The sequence below is a fragment of the Mycobacterium triplex genome, from assembly GCF_000689255.1.
Classification (GTDB): domain Bacteria; phylum Actinomycetota; class Actinomycetes; order Mycobacteriales; family Mycobacteriaceae; genus Mycobacterium; species Mycobacterium triplex.
Genome location: NZ_HG964446.1, coordinates 5,812,320 through 5,827,211, shown reverse-complemented (window position 1 = coordinate 5,827,211; position 14,892 = coordinate 5,812,320). Strand labels below are relative to the sequence as shown.

12 protein-coding genes are annotated in these 14,892 nt (G+C 68.6%); 4 read left to right on the top strand and 8 right to left on the bottom strand.

Going from position 1 to position 14,892, the window contains the following annotated elements; translation table 11 throughout:
- Positions 1-158 precede the first annotated feature (158 nt).
- Both BN973_RS27070 and BN973_RS27065 read left to right on the top strand, forming a co-directional pair.
- Entirely contained in the window at positions 159-2,780 is a 2,622-nt protein-coding gene (locus BN973_RS27070; RefSeq protein WP_036471796.1) for a helix-turn-helix transcriptional regulator, read from the top strand.
- Positions 2,781-2,876: 96 nt separating this feature from the next.
- A complete protein-coding gene (locus BN973_RS27065) occupies positions 2,877-4,268 on the top strand; it encodes a cytochrome P450 (protein WP_036473155.1) in 1,392 nt (463 codons plus the stop codon).
- Here the strand turns inward: BN973_RS27065 and BN973_RS27060 are convergent, their stop codons facing one another.
- The 7 genes from BN973_RS27060 to BN973_RS27030 are packed head-to-tail and all read right to left on the bottom strand — an operon-like array spanning position 4,269 to position 10,573.
- Positions 4,269-5,510: an SLC13 family permease gene (locus BN973_RS27060; protein ID WP_036471795.1), complete on the bottom strand. Its 1,242-nt coding sequence runs from the start codon at positions 5,508-5,510 to the stop codon at positions 4,269-4,271.
- A gap of 3 nt (positions 5,511-5,513) precedes the next feature.
- Positions 5,514-6,434, bottom strand: coding sequence for an MBL fold metallo-hydrolase (locus BN973_RS27055; RefSeq protein ID WP_036471794.1), 921 nt, complete (start codon positions 6,432-6,434; stop codon positions 5,514-5,516).
- Positions 6,434-7,192 (bottom strand): LamB/YcsF family protein, encoded by a 759-nt coding sequence (locus BN973_RS27050; RefSeq protein WP_036471793.1) that lies wholly within the window; start codon positions 7,190-7,192, stop codon positions 6,434-6,436. Before BN973_RS27050 ends, BN973_RS27055 begins: the two co-directional genes overlap by 1 nt.
- A 9-nt stretch (positions 7,193-7,201) precedes the next feature.
- The gene (locus BN973_RS27045) at positions 7,202-7,927 is read right to left on the bottom strand and encodes a sensor domain-containing protein (protein ID WP_036471791.1); all 726 of its coding nucleotides are present in this window, start codon (positions 7,925-7,927) and stop codon (positions 7,202-7,204) included.
- A gap of 48 nt (positions 7,928-7,975) precedes the next feature.
- Positions 7,976-8,836, bottom strand: coding sequence for a metal ABC transporter permease (locus BN973_RS27040; RefSeq protein WP_036471790.1), 861 nt, complete (start codon positions 8,834-8,836; stop codon positions 7,976-7,978).
- A complete protein-coding gene (locus BN973_RS27035; protein WP_036471789.1) occupies positions 8,833-9,660 on the bottom strand; it encodes a metal ABC transporter ATP-binding protein in 828 nt (275 codons plus the stop codon). Before BN973_RS27035 ends, BN973_RS27040 begins: the two co-directional genes overlap by 4 nt.
- Positions 9,647-10,573, bottom strand: coding sequence for a metal ABC transporter solute-binding protein, Zn/Mn family (locus tag BN973_RS27030; RefSeq protein WP_036471788.1), 927 nt, complete (start codon positions 10,571-10,573; stop codon positions 9,647-9,649). The genes BN973_RS27035 and BN973_RS27030 overlap by 14 nt, the downstream gene beginning before the upstream one ends.
- 149 nt (positions 10,574-10,722) lie before the next feature.
- Here BN973_RS27030 and BN973_RS27025 point away from each other — a divergent pair, with 149 nt between their 5' ends.
- The gene (locus BN973_RS27025) at positions 10,723-11,802 is read left to right on the top strand and encodes a LacI family DNA-binding transcriptional regulator (RefSeq protein WP_036471787.1); all 1,080 of its coding nucleotides are present in this window, start codon (positions 10,723-10,725) and stop codon (positions 11,800-11,802) included.
- Positions 11,803-11,806: 4 nt separating this feature from the next.
- Here the strand turns inward: BN973_RS27025 and kstR are convergent, their stop codons facing one another.
- Positions 11,807-12,409 (bottom strand): cholesterol catabolism transcriptional regulator KstR, encoded by a 603-nt coding sequence (kstR, locus tag BN973_RS27020; RefSeq protein ID WP_036473153.1) that lies wholly within the window; start codon positions 12,407-12,409, stop codon positions 11,807-11,809.
- 272 nt (positions 12,410-12,681) lie between these two features.
- Here kstR and BN973_RS27015 point away from each other — a divergent pair, with 272 nt between their 5' ends.
- A complete protein-coding gene (locus tag BN973_RS27015) occupies positions 12,682-14,823 on the top strand; it encodes an acyl-CoA dehydrogenase (RefSeq protein ID WP_036471786.1) in 2,142 nt (713 codons plus the stop codon).
- The last annotated feature ends 69 nt before the right edge of the window (positions 14,824-14,892 follow it).

The following is a 14,892-nucleotide window of genomic DNA, read 5'->3' as shown; positions in this document are numbered from 1 at the left end:
GTGCTGAGCGCTTATCTAACGAAAGTCATGCTCATGGCCGGTGACTGGCGACGGCAGCGTAGTCGACTACGTCACTACTAGGTTGCGGCTACACATCGGCTCACCGAAACGTCGGCAAAGCGGCCCATCCGATGCTCGTGCACCGTTATAGTCGCCGAGTGATCGGCGCTGAGCCGTTGACCGGGCGCGACAGTGAATTAGGGATCATTCGCCGCGCCCTCAGCGCGGGCAGTCACTCGGGCGTGGTAGTCGCCGGAGCCGCCGGCGTGGGCAAGACTTGGCTGGCCCACGAGGCGCTGCGGCGGGCCGCGGCGGCGGGGGAGCGGACCAAATGGATCGTCGGCACCGATTCGGCGCACGCGCTGCCGCTGGGAGCGTTCATCGGATCGCTGGGCGAGGCGATGTCGAATCCATTGACCGATGTGCAACGGGTGATCAATTCGTTTGTCGCGCAACAGCGTCGGGGCCGGGTCGTGGTCGGGGTGGACGACGCACACCTGCTGGACGGATTGTCTGCCCTGGTCGTCCACCAGCTGGCGCAGTCGGGTGGGGTGCGACTGGTGGTCACAATCCGCACCGGCAGCGACGAACCCGATGCGGTGACGGCGTTGTGGAAGGACGGGCTGCTGGATCGGCTTGATCTTGAACCACTCTCGGCCGCTGCGACGCGCGAGGTCATCGAGAGCCAGCTGGACGGTCCGGTCGATGCGCGCAGTGCCGCCCGCTTCCAGAAGCTGACCGGCGGGAACGCCCTTTTCCTGCGGCAGCTGCTGGCCGATCAGGTGGCCGCCGGGCGGATGCGCAAGACCGCCGGGGTGTGGATGTGGGACGGCGATGTCGCGGTCTCGGCGAGCCTGTCCGACACGCTGGGACGCCAGATGGGCCGGCTGAGCCCGGGGATGGCGATGGTGGTCGACATGCTGTCGCAATGTGAGCCGCTGGCCGTGGGCGTGCTATGCGACTTGGTGGAACGCGGCGATGTGGCTGCCGCCGAGCGGATGGGCCTGGTGAACATCGAGCGCACCGCCGCCGGATTGACGGCCAGGCTCGCCCACCCGCTGTTCGGTGAGCTGCGCCGCGCGAGCGCCGGCGAGTTGTATCTCTCGGAAATCCGGGGCAGGTTGGCGACGCGGTTGGGTGACGACGGGGACGCCGACATGCAGGGCACCGTGCGCCGCGCGCTGCTGCGTCTGGAGTCGGATCTCGATCCCGACCCCGCGCTGTACCTGGAATCGGCGCGCCACGCCATGACGCTGCTCGATCTGGAATTGGCCGACCGGTTCGCCGCTGCCGCCACGCAAGCCGGCGCCCCCGGGGCCGCCGAGGTGCGGGCGATGAACCTGGTGTTGCTTGGGCGCGGCGAGCTCGCCGAGGTGGCGTTGCGTGAGATGGCCTGCGACGGACTGCCCGGCTGCCATCACTGGGCGACCGTGCGGGCGGCCAATCTGATCTGGTGGCTGTTCAGGCCGCACGACGCCGCTTCGATCCTGGATGGACTTGCGGCCGCGCCCGAGACGCCTGCGCAGCGGGCCGAGCGGTTGGCGGTGCAGGCGTGTCTGGACGCGGTGTCGGCGCGCTGCCAGGTCGCGGCCGAAAATGCCCGGATCGCATTGGATTTCCCGGAGCTACCGGGCTTTCACGCGATGATGGCCTCGCTGGCGTTGATCATGGCGATGGGGGCGTTGGGTCAGGTCGACGAGCTCTCGAGCATCGCAGAGCAGGCGCTGCGGCGCGCGACGACGTCATTTCAGGCATCCCATATGCGGTACTGGTTCGCCGCCGTCTACGGCCGCGCCTGTCGGCTGGTAGGACGGATCGGCGAATTCGTCGACACGGCACGGCAACTGGCCGAGTCGGCTCGCGAGATTCCCGGCCTGGCGTATGCGAACCTCTCCTTCCTGTTGGGCAACGCCGAGCTGGCCCGCGGCGCCGTCGCTGAATCGGCCCGGTTGGTGCACGAAGCGGTTGCCGGGGTGCAAATACACGCCGTCACAACGGGATTGCGGCCGGCGACTTACTTCGCCCTCGCGGAGGCACACGCGAAGCTCGGACAGGCCGTCGAAGCGAATGATGCTGTCACCGCCGCACGGTCGTGCGTGCCGCCGGACTTTCTGTTCATGCACACCGCATTGGCGCTGGCCGACGGCTGGGCGATGGCCGCAAACGGCCACCTGACCGAGGCCGTGGCAACCGCACGGGAGGCGGCACGCCTGGCACGCGATCGCGGCCAGCCGACTCATGAACTCGCCTGCATTCAGGCCGCGGCGCAATGGGGCGATGCCTCGCAGGCGGCACGGGCGCGCGAGCTGGCCGGTACGTTGTCGCTGCCGCTGGCCGACGCTATCGCGTCACACGCGGCGGCCCTGCTCGCCGGCGACGGCGAGGGCCTGCTGGCGGCCTCGGCGGCGTACCGGGAGATCGGTGATCGGGCCACCGCCGCCGACGCGGCGGCGCAGGCGTCCGTTGCGTTCGACGAATGTCAGCACCACCGGCGCGGGATGTATGCCGCGGCGCTGGCGAGGGAATTAGCCGATGAATGCGGCGGGTTGCACACGCCCGCGCTGCGGACTCCGACCGGCATAAAGCTATCCGGCCGCCAGCGCGATGTCGTCGAACTCGTCGTGGCGGGGCTGTCCAACCGCGACATCGCCGAGCAGCTGGTGATGTCGGTGCGAACCGTCGAGGGACACGTGTACCGGGCCTGCCAGCGGGTAGGGGCCCAGTCGCGCGAGGAACTGGCGTCGATCATCCGATCGGGACCCTGCGGCGGACGAAGCTGACGCGGCGCGTCCGTGCGGCAAGTGGAGTAGTCGGCTACGCATGTGCGCGAGCACAACGCGGCCATACCGTGCCTTCAGCACACGAAGGAGTGCGGCATGGTCGAGATCCTGGAGACACCCGCCGTCGAGGCGTTGGACCTGGCGCCGAAGAATCCGCTCCCGTACTGGCGGCAACTCAAGGCGGTACGGTCCTACGTCGACGGGCTGCAAGCATTGCTGGACGCCGGGGGCCGGGTCACCCGGCTGAGGCTCGCCCCGGCGTGGCTGTTGCCGGATGTGGTGGTGATCGCGACGCCGCAGGGCGCCCGAGACCTGTTGGGCCGCAACGACGAGATCTCGGACCGCGGCCGCGTCCGCTCGATGGCCGAGATGCGCGCGCTGATGGGCGGCAACTTGCTCAACCTCCCGCACGAACGCTGGCTACCGCGGCGGCGCGCGCTGCAACCGATGTTCACCAAGCGGCAGGTGTCCGGCTATGCCGGGCACATGGGCGCGGCCGCCCAGGGGATCGTCGACGGATGGCGGGCGGGCGACATTGTGGACCTGGACCGCGAATGCCGGCTGCTCACCCTGCGGGCACTTGGGCGTTCGGTGCTCGGCGTGGATCTCGACGAGCGGGCCGAGCAGGTCGGGCATGCGTTGCGGGCCTCGTTGTCATGGGTGGCGGACCGCGCGGCGCGGCCGGTGAATCCGCCGCGATGGCTGCCCACCCGAGGTCAGCGCGCGGCTCGCCGGGCCAACGACATCCTGCACGGGCTGGCCGCCGAAATTCTGCATGCGGTGCGCGCCGATCCCGACCGGGACGCGCCGCTGGTGCGGGCACTGATCGAGGCGATCGATCCGGAGACCGGTCTGCCCTTGACCGACGACGAGATCTGCGCCGAGTTGGTGCTTTTCATGCTCGCGGGCCACGACACCACGTCGACCACGCTGACCTATGCGTTGTGGGCGTTGGGACATCATCCCGGCATTCAGGACCGGGTGCGAGCAGAGGTCGCGACGCTGGGCGACCGACCGCTCACCCCGGACGACGTGACCCAACTCGGTTTGACCGTGCGGGTGCTGCACGAGGCGCTGCGGTTGTGTCCACCCGCGTCGGGGACGGCCCGAACGCCCACCCGCGACATCGTGGTGGACGGCTACCGCGTCCCTGCCAAAACCATTGCGCTGGTGAGCTTCTACGCACTGCACCGCGACCCCGATCTGTGGGAGGATCCGCTGCGTTTCGATCCGGACCGCTTCCTGCCGGAACGGTCGAAGGGCCGCAGCCGTTGGCAGTATCTGCCGTTCGGCGGCGGGCCGCGCTCGTGTATCGGCGACCACTTCGCGATGCTGGAGGCCACCATCGCGCTGGCCACGATCATCCGCACCGCTGAGATCGCTTCCCTCGACGACGATTTCCCGCTGGCCACACCGTTCACGGTCGTCGCCGCGAAGCCCATTCACGCGCACATTTACCTGCGGGCGAAGACGGCGGCCTTCGTCTGACTACAGGCCCAGCAGCCGCGCCGACCCCCACAGTGCGACGACCGCCACCACCAGGGCCGGGGGCACGGTGCACAGCCCCAGGCGCGTGTACTCGCCGACGCCCGCCTCGACGTCGTGCTGGCGAAGTACGCGTCGCCACAACAGGTTTGACAGCGAACCGACGTAGGTCAGGTTGGGTCCGATGTTGACCCCGATCAGCACCGCCAGGATCGCGACCGGCCCGTAGGGCGCGACAAGTGGCAACAGCACCAGGGTGGCCGGCAGATTGTTCACGACATTGGCCAGCAGGGCGGCCACCCCGGCAATGGCAAGCAACGCCGGCAGCCCCGACCCGTGCGGCAGCACCGCGGACATCGCGCGGTCCATTCCGCTGCGCGTGACCGCTTGCACGACGACGCCCAGCGCCAGCACGAACACCAGAAACGAAACCTGGGCCGAGCGCAGGATTTCCACCACGGTGGTGTGCCGGCGGCGCAGGCTGCGTACCGCCAGCACCGAGGCGCCGGCCAGCGCCACCCACGCCGGCGCTACTCCCAGCGGTTCGCAGAACGCGAACCCGGCCAGCGTCAGCGCCACGAGCACCAACACGAACACCGGAGGCCGCGGCGCGGGCCCGAGTTCTGCCGGGTTGGGCTCGACCCGCAGATCGCGGGCGAAAAAGCCGCGGAAAACCAGGTACAGCGTGGTGACCGTGGCCAGCCACGGCAAGGCCATGACCAAAGTGAACTGGGTGAAGGAGACGTTCGCGACGTGAAATGCGAGCAGGTTGGTCAGGTTGGACACGGGGAGCAGCAGCGAGGCGCCGTTGGCGAGGTGGGCCGTGGCATAGGCATAGGGGCGCACGGGTGTTCGCAGTCGGCGCACCGCGGCCAGCACCACCGGCGTCAGCAACACGACCGTGGCGTCCAGGCTCAATACGGCGGTGATGGTGGCGGCTATGACGAACACGTGGCGCAGCAGCGAATGCGAGCCGCGCGGTGTCCGGGCGATCGCCGCTCCGGCGGCCTCGAACAGGCCTTCGTCGTCGCACAGCTTGGCCAGCACCAGCACCGCGCCCAGGAACGCGACCACCCCGGACAAGTCGGCGACCTGGCGGGCCGCCTGGTGAACCGAGATCGCGCCGATTGCCACCACGACGAGCGCAGCCGGAACCGCGGCCAGCGCCTCCGGCCAGCCCCGCGGGCGCGCGACAGCGAAACCCAGGACCACGGCAAGCAGCAGCAGCGAAACGGTCAAGGCCAAGGTCTAGACCATCCAAGGGTTTTCCCGACGCCACACCGTCGGCATGTGCAGCGCGACACCGTCACGCGCGGCCAGCTCGTCAAGCACCCGGACGGACACGTCCAGGTCATCGCCCGCATACGGCAAGGCCCGCAACGGCTTTGACAATGGGCGGAAGAAGTCGTCCCAGTGGATCAGGATCACCCGGCGCGCGCCCACCGCTCGCACGGTCTCGGTCCAGTAGTCGAGCAGGTAGGAGCGCGGCTGCAAACCTAGTTGACCGACCGACAGGTAGACCGCGTCGGCGCGCCGCCCGGCCAGCGCGCCCTTGACGAAGCCGGCGCTGCCCTGAATCAGCAACCGCCGATCCGACGGCAGGTGGTGAATCAGCGTCGACCACGACTCGCCGCAGCGATAGGCCGACGCCTTCACCGGCGGCACCAGTGGTGCGTCGATCACGCCGGGGAACCGGTCGGGCGGACAGTGGTGCGATTCCACCAGCGTTACGTCGAAGGCGCCCAACCGAATTGGTTCGCCCGGAACCGCGACGGTCAGGAGGTTCTCCGGCAAGCCGTATCCGCGCCCGACGTTGGCGGCCGACTCGCCCCCGACCAGTTGGGCGCCGGTGCGGTCGGCGACCAGTGCGGAATCCATCGCGTGGTCGACGTGGGTGTGCACCGGGATGACCGCCGCCAGCCGCGACACCTTGGCCCGGGCCAGGCAGCCGTCCACGCGCGCCTCCGACGGCGACAGCTTGCCCGCGGCGATTCTCGCCAGACTGGGGCGGGAGAAATAGCCATCGGTCATCAGTGCCGACGAGCCGTCGTCGATCAGCACGGTCGCTACACCCATCCAGGTCGCCGAGAGCCCGCCGGGTTCGGCGGCGGGAGCGTCGAACCGATCCGCATACCGCGCGATATCGGGGCGCCCGAGTTTCAGCCGCATCAGCAGAACGCCCTGATCTCGATACCCGCGGCCTCGAGCTGATCACGCACCGCGCTGGCGATCTGTACCGCACCCGGCGAATCACCGTGTACACAAACAGATTCCACGCTCACTGCGATCTGGGTGCCGTCGACCGCGGCGACCTGTCCCGAGGTCGCCAGCCTCACCACGCGCCGGGCGATCTCCGCCGGGTCGTGCAGCACCGCGTTCGGTTCGCGGCGTGAGACCAGCTGGCCGTCGGGCCGGTAGGCGCGATCGGCGAAAGCCTCTGCGACGGTGTGTAATCCGACATGCGCAGCCTCGTCGAAGAAGGCCGAACCCGCCATGCCGAGCACCGGCAGCGAGGCGTCGGCCAGCTGTACCGCCGCCGCCACCGCCGCGGCCTGTTCATGATTGGTGACGATCGTGTTGTAGAGCGCGCCATGGGGTTTGACGTAGGTGACGGCCGAGCCCGCCGCGTGCGCGATCGCCTGCAGTGCGCCGATCTGATACACCACGTCGGCGACCAGATCGTCGACGGCGACATCGATGAAGCGCCGGCCAAATCCGGCCAGGTCGCGATAGCTGACTTGAGCTCCGATGCGCACGCCACGCTCGGCGGCCAACCGGCACACCCGCAACAGGCCGGCCGGATCACCCGCGTGGAACCCGCACGCCACGTTCGCGCTCGTGACGATTCCGAGCATGGCGTCGTCGTCGCCCAGGCTCCAGACGCCGAAGCCTTCGCCCAAGTCGGCGTTCAGGTCGATACCGGCCACCTGCCTAGCTTATTGCGCAATCTTGGCAATGATCTGGTCGAGGAGGTTGTTGGCCGCCGGATCGGGGTCCTTGTTGAGCAGGCAGACCCTGCCCTCGACGACGACGAAGTCCCGCACGGCCATCGCGTGCGAGCAGCCCCAGCGGGGATCTTCCTCCTGGCGCATCGACAACTCTATGCGCGAGCCGGTCACTCGCAAGTCGAGGGTCGAGAAGTAGCTGTGATTGCCGTTCGAGGAGTGAAATCCGTAACGTCGCCGGGCGCATCGTTGCCAGTCCTGTTGCGCGCGTTGCAATAACGCCTGGGCGTCGCCTCCGGTGGTGAACGACGTCACGAGCTGGGTGACATCGGCTTGGACGGCGTTGGGCGTGCTGAATTGGTTGCCCCGCATCGCGACATATCCGCTGTCGGCGTAGACCGTCACGTCGCCCACTGAGGCGAGTCCCAGGCAGGTGCGATCGTCGATGATCTGCGAGGAATCCGAGGTGCCGTTGGCGGTGCCGACCAGCGCCATGTTCGTTCCCCCGGCAAGGGCGACAAGCTGGTCCTGACTCAGCAGCAGGCCCTCCAGGGTGGTGGTCGGCATTGCGCGCGGGGCGGGGCTGGCCGATGAGCTGGTGGTGGGGCGGCTACCGGGTTCGGCGGCCACCGCGGTTCCGTCGACCGCCCTGGTGCAGCCCGCCGTCAACGCGCAAGCGGCGAGTAAGGCGATCGTCCATCGAAGTACCCGATACATCGCTTACTGATTAGCCACCTTCGCCGCGAGCTGGAACGCCCGACAAGCTTAAGTGCTGGCCTCCCGCCGCCGTCCCAGCAGCCAGCAAGATAGATAGATCAGAAACGAGATCGTTGCAACGAACACCGACACCGGGACACCGGGCGCCAGCGACAGCACGATCCCGCCCACCGCGGCGACCTCGGCGAAGATCACCGAGGCCGCGATGGCCGCCGCGGGCGTGGCGACCACCCGCGCGGCCGCGGCCGCCGGAGTGATCAGCAGCGACATCACCAGCAGGGCGCCGACGATCTGTACGGCCTGAGCGGCCACCACGCCGACCAGCGCCGCGAACACGATGCCCAATGCCTTGACCGGAACGCCACGGGCCGCCGCGACATCGGGATCGACGGTGGCAAACAGCAACGGTCGGTAGCACAGCGCCAGCACGCCGAGGACCAGCAGGCACACCAGTGCCAGCATCGCCAGTCCGGTGTAGCCCACGCCGACGATCTGGCCGGTGAGCAACGCGAAGCTCGTCGTGGTGCGTCCGGGGTAGAGGTAGATGAACAGCACCGCCAGACCCAGCCCGAACGCCAGCACCACCCCGGTCACCGAATCGCGCTCCCGGGCGCGCTGACCGAGCAGGCCGAACAGCGCGGCCGCCACCGCGCTGCCGATCAGGGCGCCCAGGCCCACCTGGAATCCGACCAGCAACGCGAATGCCGCTCCGGTCAAGGACAATTCGCTGGATCCGTGCACGGCGAACGACATCTGGCGCATCACGATGAACGGGCCGATCAGCCCGGCCACCAGCCCCAGCAGAGCGGCCGCCAGCAGTGCCTGCTGGACGAAGTCGTGGTTCAGCAGGGCGGCGGTGATGTCGAACGAGAGCAGATGATCCAGCACGTCGGCGAGCTGGCTGTTCATAGCGCGTGTCCGCTGTCTTCGCCGATCACCACGTAGCGGTCGTTGACCTGCACCACCTGAATGTCGGCCCGGTACAACGTGGACAGCGTCTCGGTGTTCATCACCTGCTCGACCGTGCCGATGCGGAAGCGGCCGTCGACCAGATACAGCACCCGGTCGACATACGGCAGGATCGTGTTGATCTCGTGGGTCACCACCATGACCGTGGTGTTGGCTTCGCGGCGGCGGCGGTCGATCAGCGCCGCGACCAGTTTGGCGTTGGCCGGGTCCAGCGCCAGTAGCGGTTCGTCGCACAGCAGCAGCATCGGATCGCTGGCCAACGCCTGCGCGATGCGCACGCGCTGCAACTCCCCACCCGACATCAGCCCGACCCGGACATCGGCCAGCTGGTCGCCGTTGACCTGTGCCAGCGCCTGCCGCACGGCCAGTCGGCGGCGGCTGCGTTCGGCGGCGCGCAACGGCAGGAAGCCCCAGCGGTGTCCGTCGATGCCGAGGGCGACCAGGTCGCGGCCGAGCAGCATCACGTCCCGGTCGATCGGGCGGTGTTGGGGCACATAGCCGATGGCTCCGCTGCCCGAGGTGACCTCCTTGCCGTCGACGTGGGCGGCTCCCGCACTCAGCAGCAGTTGTCCGAGCAACACCTTCAGTAGCGAGGTCTTGCCGGTGCCGTTGGGGCCGAGCACCGCGATGAACTCCCCCGGCGACACCGACAGGTCGAGACCGTCCCACAGCACGCGATCGCCGAACGCCAGCCGCGCACCGGCGAGCGAGACGACGGGAGGCCGCGGATCGGCGGTCTCGACGGCTTGGTCAATGACGGGCATTGTTCCCGCTCGATCGCAACGCGGACTGCAACGCCTCGACGGTATTGCGCTGCCAGGAAAGGTAATCGGCGCCATCGGGCAACGTCTCGGTCACCTGGGTGACCGGGACACCCGCGCGTCGGGCGGCATCCTGCAGGCCGCTGATCGCCGGCGTGGCGGTCTGCGGGTTGACCAGCAGCGCCGCGATCTGGTGGCGGTTGACCAGGTCGAGGACGTAGGCCATATCGGCCGGCGAAGGGTCGGTTCCGTTCTCGTTGGCCGACATGAACGCCGGGGGAGTGCGATTGGTCAGGCCCGTGGCTTTGAGCAGGTAGTACGCAACCGGTTCGGTCGCGACGACCGCGGTGTTGGGATAGGTGTCGGCGATGGAGCGTTCGGAAGCCGCGACCGCGTCGGCGTTGCGGCCGAACCCGGCGGCGTTGGTCCGATAGTCGTTCGCGTTGTCCGCATCGATGGCGGCGAGTCGGTCGGCGATGGTGGCGGCGACGGCCTTGGCGATGCCCAGGTCGTAGAAGACGTGCTCGTTGGGCTTCCCGTTATCCGCCTTACCGGCGAACGAATAGGCGTCCACCGACTTGATGTCCGGGTGGCCGTTGAGCACCTGCGTAACCCAGGGGTCGTAGCCACCGCCGTTGTAGACCACCAATCCGGAGTCCATCAGCGACGCGGCGTCCGAGGCGCTGGCCTGATAGGTGTGCGGATCGATCGTGACGCCGGACAGGATCGATCTGACCTTGACATGCCGTCCGGCGACGAAATGGGCAACGCTTCCCCACACATCGGTCGAGGCCACCACGCCGGCCTCCGGTTGGTGCGCGGAACCGGCGACGCCGCAGCCGGTGACCGCCGCGGCCCCGACCACGCATGCGGCCAACGCCGTCAGAAAGCGCGAACCCCCGTGTACTTGTGTCATTTCGTCCCATCAGCGCTGCCCGCGGGCGTGATATTCCGGTGGCTGTCCGGCCCGCCGACCCATAATACTAATGAAAATCGTTTCCATTAGAAAGTGCCAGATCGCGGTGGCTTAGGCGCCGGCGAGGACGCGCGGTAGCGTCGGCGAACGTGAGTCCCACACCGCGCCGACGTGCGACTCTGGCGTCGTTGGCGGCCGAACTCAAGGTTTCCCGCACCACCATCTCGAACGCCTTCAACCGGCCGGACCAACTCTCACCCGACCTTCGCGAACGCGTACTCGCCACCGCCAAGCGGCTGGGATATGCCGGCCCCGACCCGGTGGCGCGCTCGTTGCGCACCCGCAAGGCCGGTGCGATCGGCTTGTTGATGGCCGAGCCGCTGACGTATTTCTTCAGCGACCCGGCGGCGCGCGACTTCGTCACGGGAGTGGCGCAGTCGTGCGAAGAACAGGGCCAGGGCATGTTGCTGGTCGCCGTCGGGCCCAGCCGCAGCCGGGAGGACGGCGAAGCCGCGGTGCTGGCCGCCGGGGTGGACGGTTTTGTGGTCTATTCGGTTCGCGACGATGATCCCTACCTTCAGGTGGTGCTGCAGCGGCGGGTGCCGGTGGTGGTGGTCGACCAGCCCAAGGGCCTGTCCGGGGTGTCGCGGGTGGGCATCGACGACCGGGCCGCGATGCGCGAGATCGCCGAATACGTGCTGGGGCTGGGGCATCGCGAGATCGGCCTGCTGACAATGCGACTGGGCCAGGACCGCCGCCAGGGCGTGGCCGACTCAGATCGGTTGCGCTCGTTGACTTTTGACGTGCAGCGCGAACGCATCACCGGCGTATGGGACGCCATGCAGGCCGCGAGTGTTGACCCGGACACGCTGACGGTGGTGGAAAGCTACGAACACCTTCCGGAGTCGGGCGGCGAGGCCGCCAAGGCGGCACTGGAGGCCAATCCGCGGATCACCGCATTGATGTGCACCGCGGACATCTTGGCGCTGTCGGCGATGGATTACCTTCGCGCACATGGCATTTACGTGCCCGGTCAGATCAGCGTCACCGGATTCGACGGGGTTCCCGAGGCGATCAGCCGCGGTTTGACGACGGTGGCCCAGCCCAGCCTGCGCAAGGGCCACCGGGCCGGGGAACTGCTGCTCAACCCGCCACGGTCCGGCCTGCCGGTCGTCGAACTGCTGGACACCGAGCTGATCCGGGGCCGGACCTCGGGTCCGCCGGTCTAGGCGCCTACTGGCTGGAGTCCTGATCGCCGATCAGCAACCGCACGGCCAGGTCGAGCCGCTTGCTGACGTCGGTCGCCGACGCGCGCCGGGTGAGCCAGGCCAGCAGGTTCGACAACCACACGTCGGAGATCACCCGGGCGATGTGGTACTGGTCCTCGGTCGGTTCGCCGTCACTCATCGCGCGCGCGAACATGCTGTCGATCAGCTTTTCCACCTGGTCGACCTCGCTGGCCGCCGACGCGTCGGCGAACACGTAGGCGCGCGTCATCGCCTCGGTGAGCAGCGGATTGCGCTGCATTGCCCGGTTGAGCTTGCCGACCATGAAATTCAGCCGCTGGAACGGAGTGCCACCCGTCATCGCGGAGCGGTCGGTTTTCGCGTCGATGCGGCTGAATTCCCGGCCCAGGGCCGACACCAGCAAGTGCACCTTGGACGGGAAGTAGCGGTACAGCGTCCCGACCGCCACATCCGCGCGATCCGCTACCGCGCGCATTTGAACTGCCTCGTAGCCGCCCTTGGACGCGATGGCCATGGTGGCGTCCAAGATGCGTTTGCGACGCTCGCGTTGTGCCTCCGAACCCAGCTCGGATTCAGCCAGTACAGCCACGTTCACGACCTCGCGCGGCTGCGAGTCGGAGACGTGGCCCGAGTTAGCGTTCGCTGACGACATCTGACGGATTGCTCCTCTTTCGGGCGGTTCGTTCGCAAACGATAACCAAGTCGTATGTGAATTTCCCACCTCCATCCCGCCGGGGCAGCGAGCTGTCCTGCTGTAACGGCGTTCGACTTGACGGTCGATCGCTGGCACTATTAGAACACGTTCTAGTGGGCGATAGCGCCCCTAACGGTCACCTTGATCAAGCACACGGAGGGCGCCACGTGGTAGCGACCGTCACCGACGAACAGTTCGCGGCGCGTGAGTTGGTGCGCGACTGGGCCCGTAACACGACTTCCGGGCCGGGCGGGACCGCCGCCATCCGCGAGGTCGAGCAGGGCAACGCGGACGCCTGGCGGCCGGTTTTCGCTCGCCTGGCCGACCTCGGCCTGTTCGGAGTGGCCATCGCCGAGGACGCCGGCGGGGCCGGCGGCAGCATCGAGGATCTGTGCGCGATGGTCGAGGAGGCGGCCAAGGCCTTGGTCCCCGGGCCGATCGCCACCACCGCGCTGGCCACCCTGGTTGTCACCGATCCCGAAGTGCTGTCCGCGCTCGCCTCGGGTGAGCGTTTCGCCGGTTTGGCGCTCGAGGGTGAGGTGCGGTTCGACGGCGGGGCAGCCTCGGGCACGGTCGACTTCGTGCTGGGCGGCGCCGACGGCGCGCTGTTGCTGTTGCCCGCGGGTGACACGTTCGTCCTCGTCGACGCCGGCGGCGACGGCGTGCGGGTGGAGCCGTTGCAGGCCGCCGACTTTTCCCGGCCGCTGGCGCGCGTGGTGTTGACGTCGGCGCCGGCGACCCCGATCGCGGAGTCGCGGCAGCGGGTCGAGGAGCTGGCCGCGACCGTGCTGGCCGCCGAAGCGGCCGGCGTCACCCGCTGGTCGCTGACCACCGCGGTCGACTACGCGAAGGTGCGCGAGCAGTTCGGCAAGCCGATCGGCAGCTTCCAGGCCGTCAAGCACCTGTGCGCGGAGATGCTGTGTCGCGCCGAGCAGGCCGAGGTGGCCGCCGCCGACGCGGCCCGCGCCGCCGGCGAGTCCGATGATCGTCAATTCTCCATCGCCGCCGCGCTGGCCGCCGGCGTCGCGATTCCCGCGGTGAAGGCCAACGTCAGGGACTGCATTCAGGTGCTGGGCGGCATCGGTTGCACCTGGGAGCACGACGCGCATCTGTATCTGCGCCGGGCGCACGCGATCGGCCGGTACCTCGGTGGAGCCGAGCGCTGGCTGCGCCGCATCACCGAGCTGACCCAGGACGGGGTGCGCCGACGGCTGAGCATCGACCTAGCGGAGGTCGAGGGTCAGCGCGCCGAGCTCGCCGCGACCGTCGCCGAGATCGCCGCGTTGCCCGCCGAGAAGCGGCAGGTGGCCCTGGCCGACGCGGGGCTGCAGGCACCGCACTGGCCCAAGCCGTACGGCCGCGCCGCGTCGCCGGCCGAGCAGCTGCTGATCGACCAGGAGCTGGCCGCGGCCGGCGTGGACCGGCCCGACCTGGTGATCGGCTGGTGGGCGGCACCGACGATCCTCGAGCACGGCACACCGGAGCAGATCGAACAATTCGTGCCGGCCACCATGCGTGGCGAATTCCTTTGGTGCCAGCTGTTTTCCGAGCCGGGAGCCGGGTCGGACCTGGCGTCGTTGCGCACCAAAGCCGTGCGCACGGAAGATCCATCCGGCGGCTGGTTGCTGACCGGGCAGAAGGTGTGGACGTCCGCGGCGCACAAAGCGCGCTGGGGCGTGTGCCTGGCGCGCACCGATCCCGACGCCCCGAAGCACAAGGGCATCACCTACTTCCTGGTCGACATGAAATCGCCCGGCATCGACATCCGGCCGCTGCGCGAGATCACCGGCGACTCGCTGTTCAACGAGGTGTTCCTGGACAACGTCTTCGTGCCCGACGAGATGGTCGTCGGCGCGGTCAACGACGGCTGGCGGCTGGCCCGCACCACGCTGGCCAACGAGCGGGTCGCGATGGCCAACGGGACCGCGCTGGGCAACCCGATGGAAGAGCTGCTCAAGCTGCTGGCGAAGCGGGACCTGGACGTTGCCGAGCAGGACCGGCTGGGGCGGCTGATCATCTTGGCCCAGACGGGCGCGTTGCTGGACCAGCGCATCGCCCAGCTGGCCGTCGGCGGGCAGGACCCGGGCGCGCAATCCAGCGTGCGCAAGCTGATCGGCGTCCGCTACCGGCAGGCGCTGGCCGAATTCACGATGGACGTCGCCGAGGGCGGCGGGCTCGTCGACCGCCGGGCGGAGCACGACCGGGCGGTGTTCGACTTCCTGAACACCCGCTGCCTCACGATCGCCGGCGGCACCGAGCAGATTCTGCTGACCGTGGCCGCCGAGCGGCTACTCGGCCTGCCCCGCTAGTTCGTTTCTTCGCCGAGCCCGTAATTTTGCAGGCCCTCACTCGCACTTTGGCTGCGGATTTACCGGCTA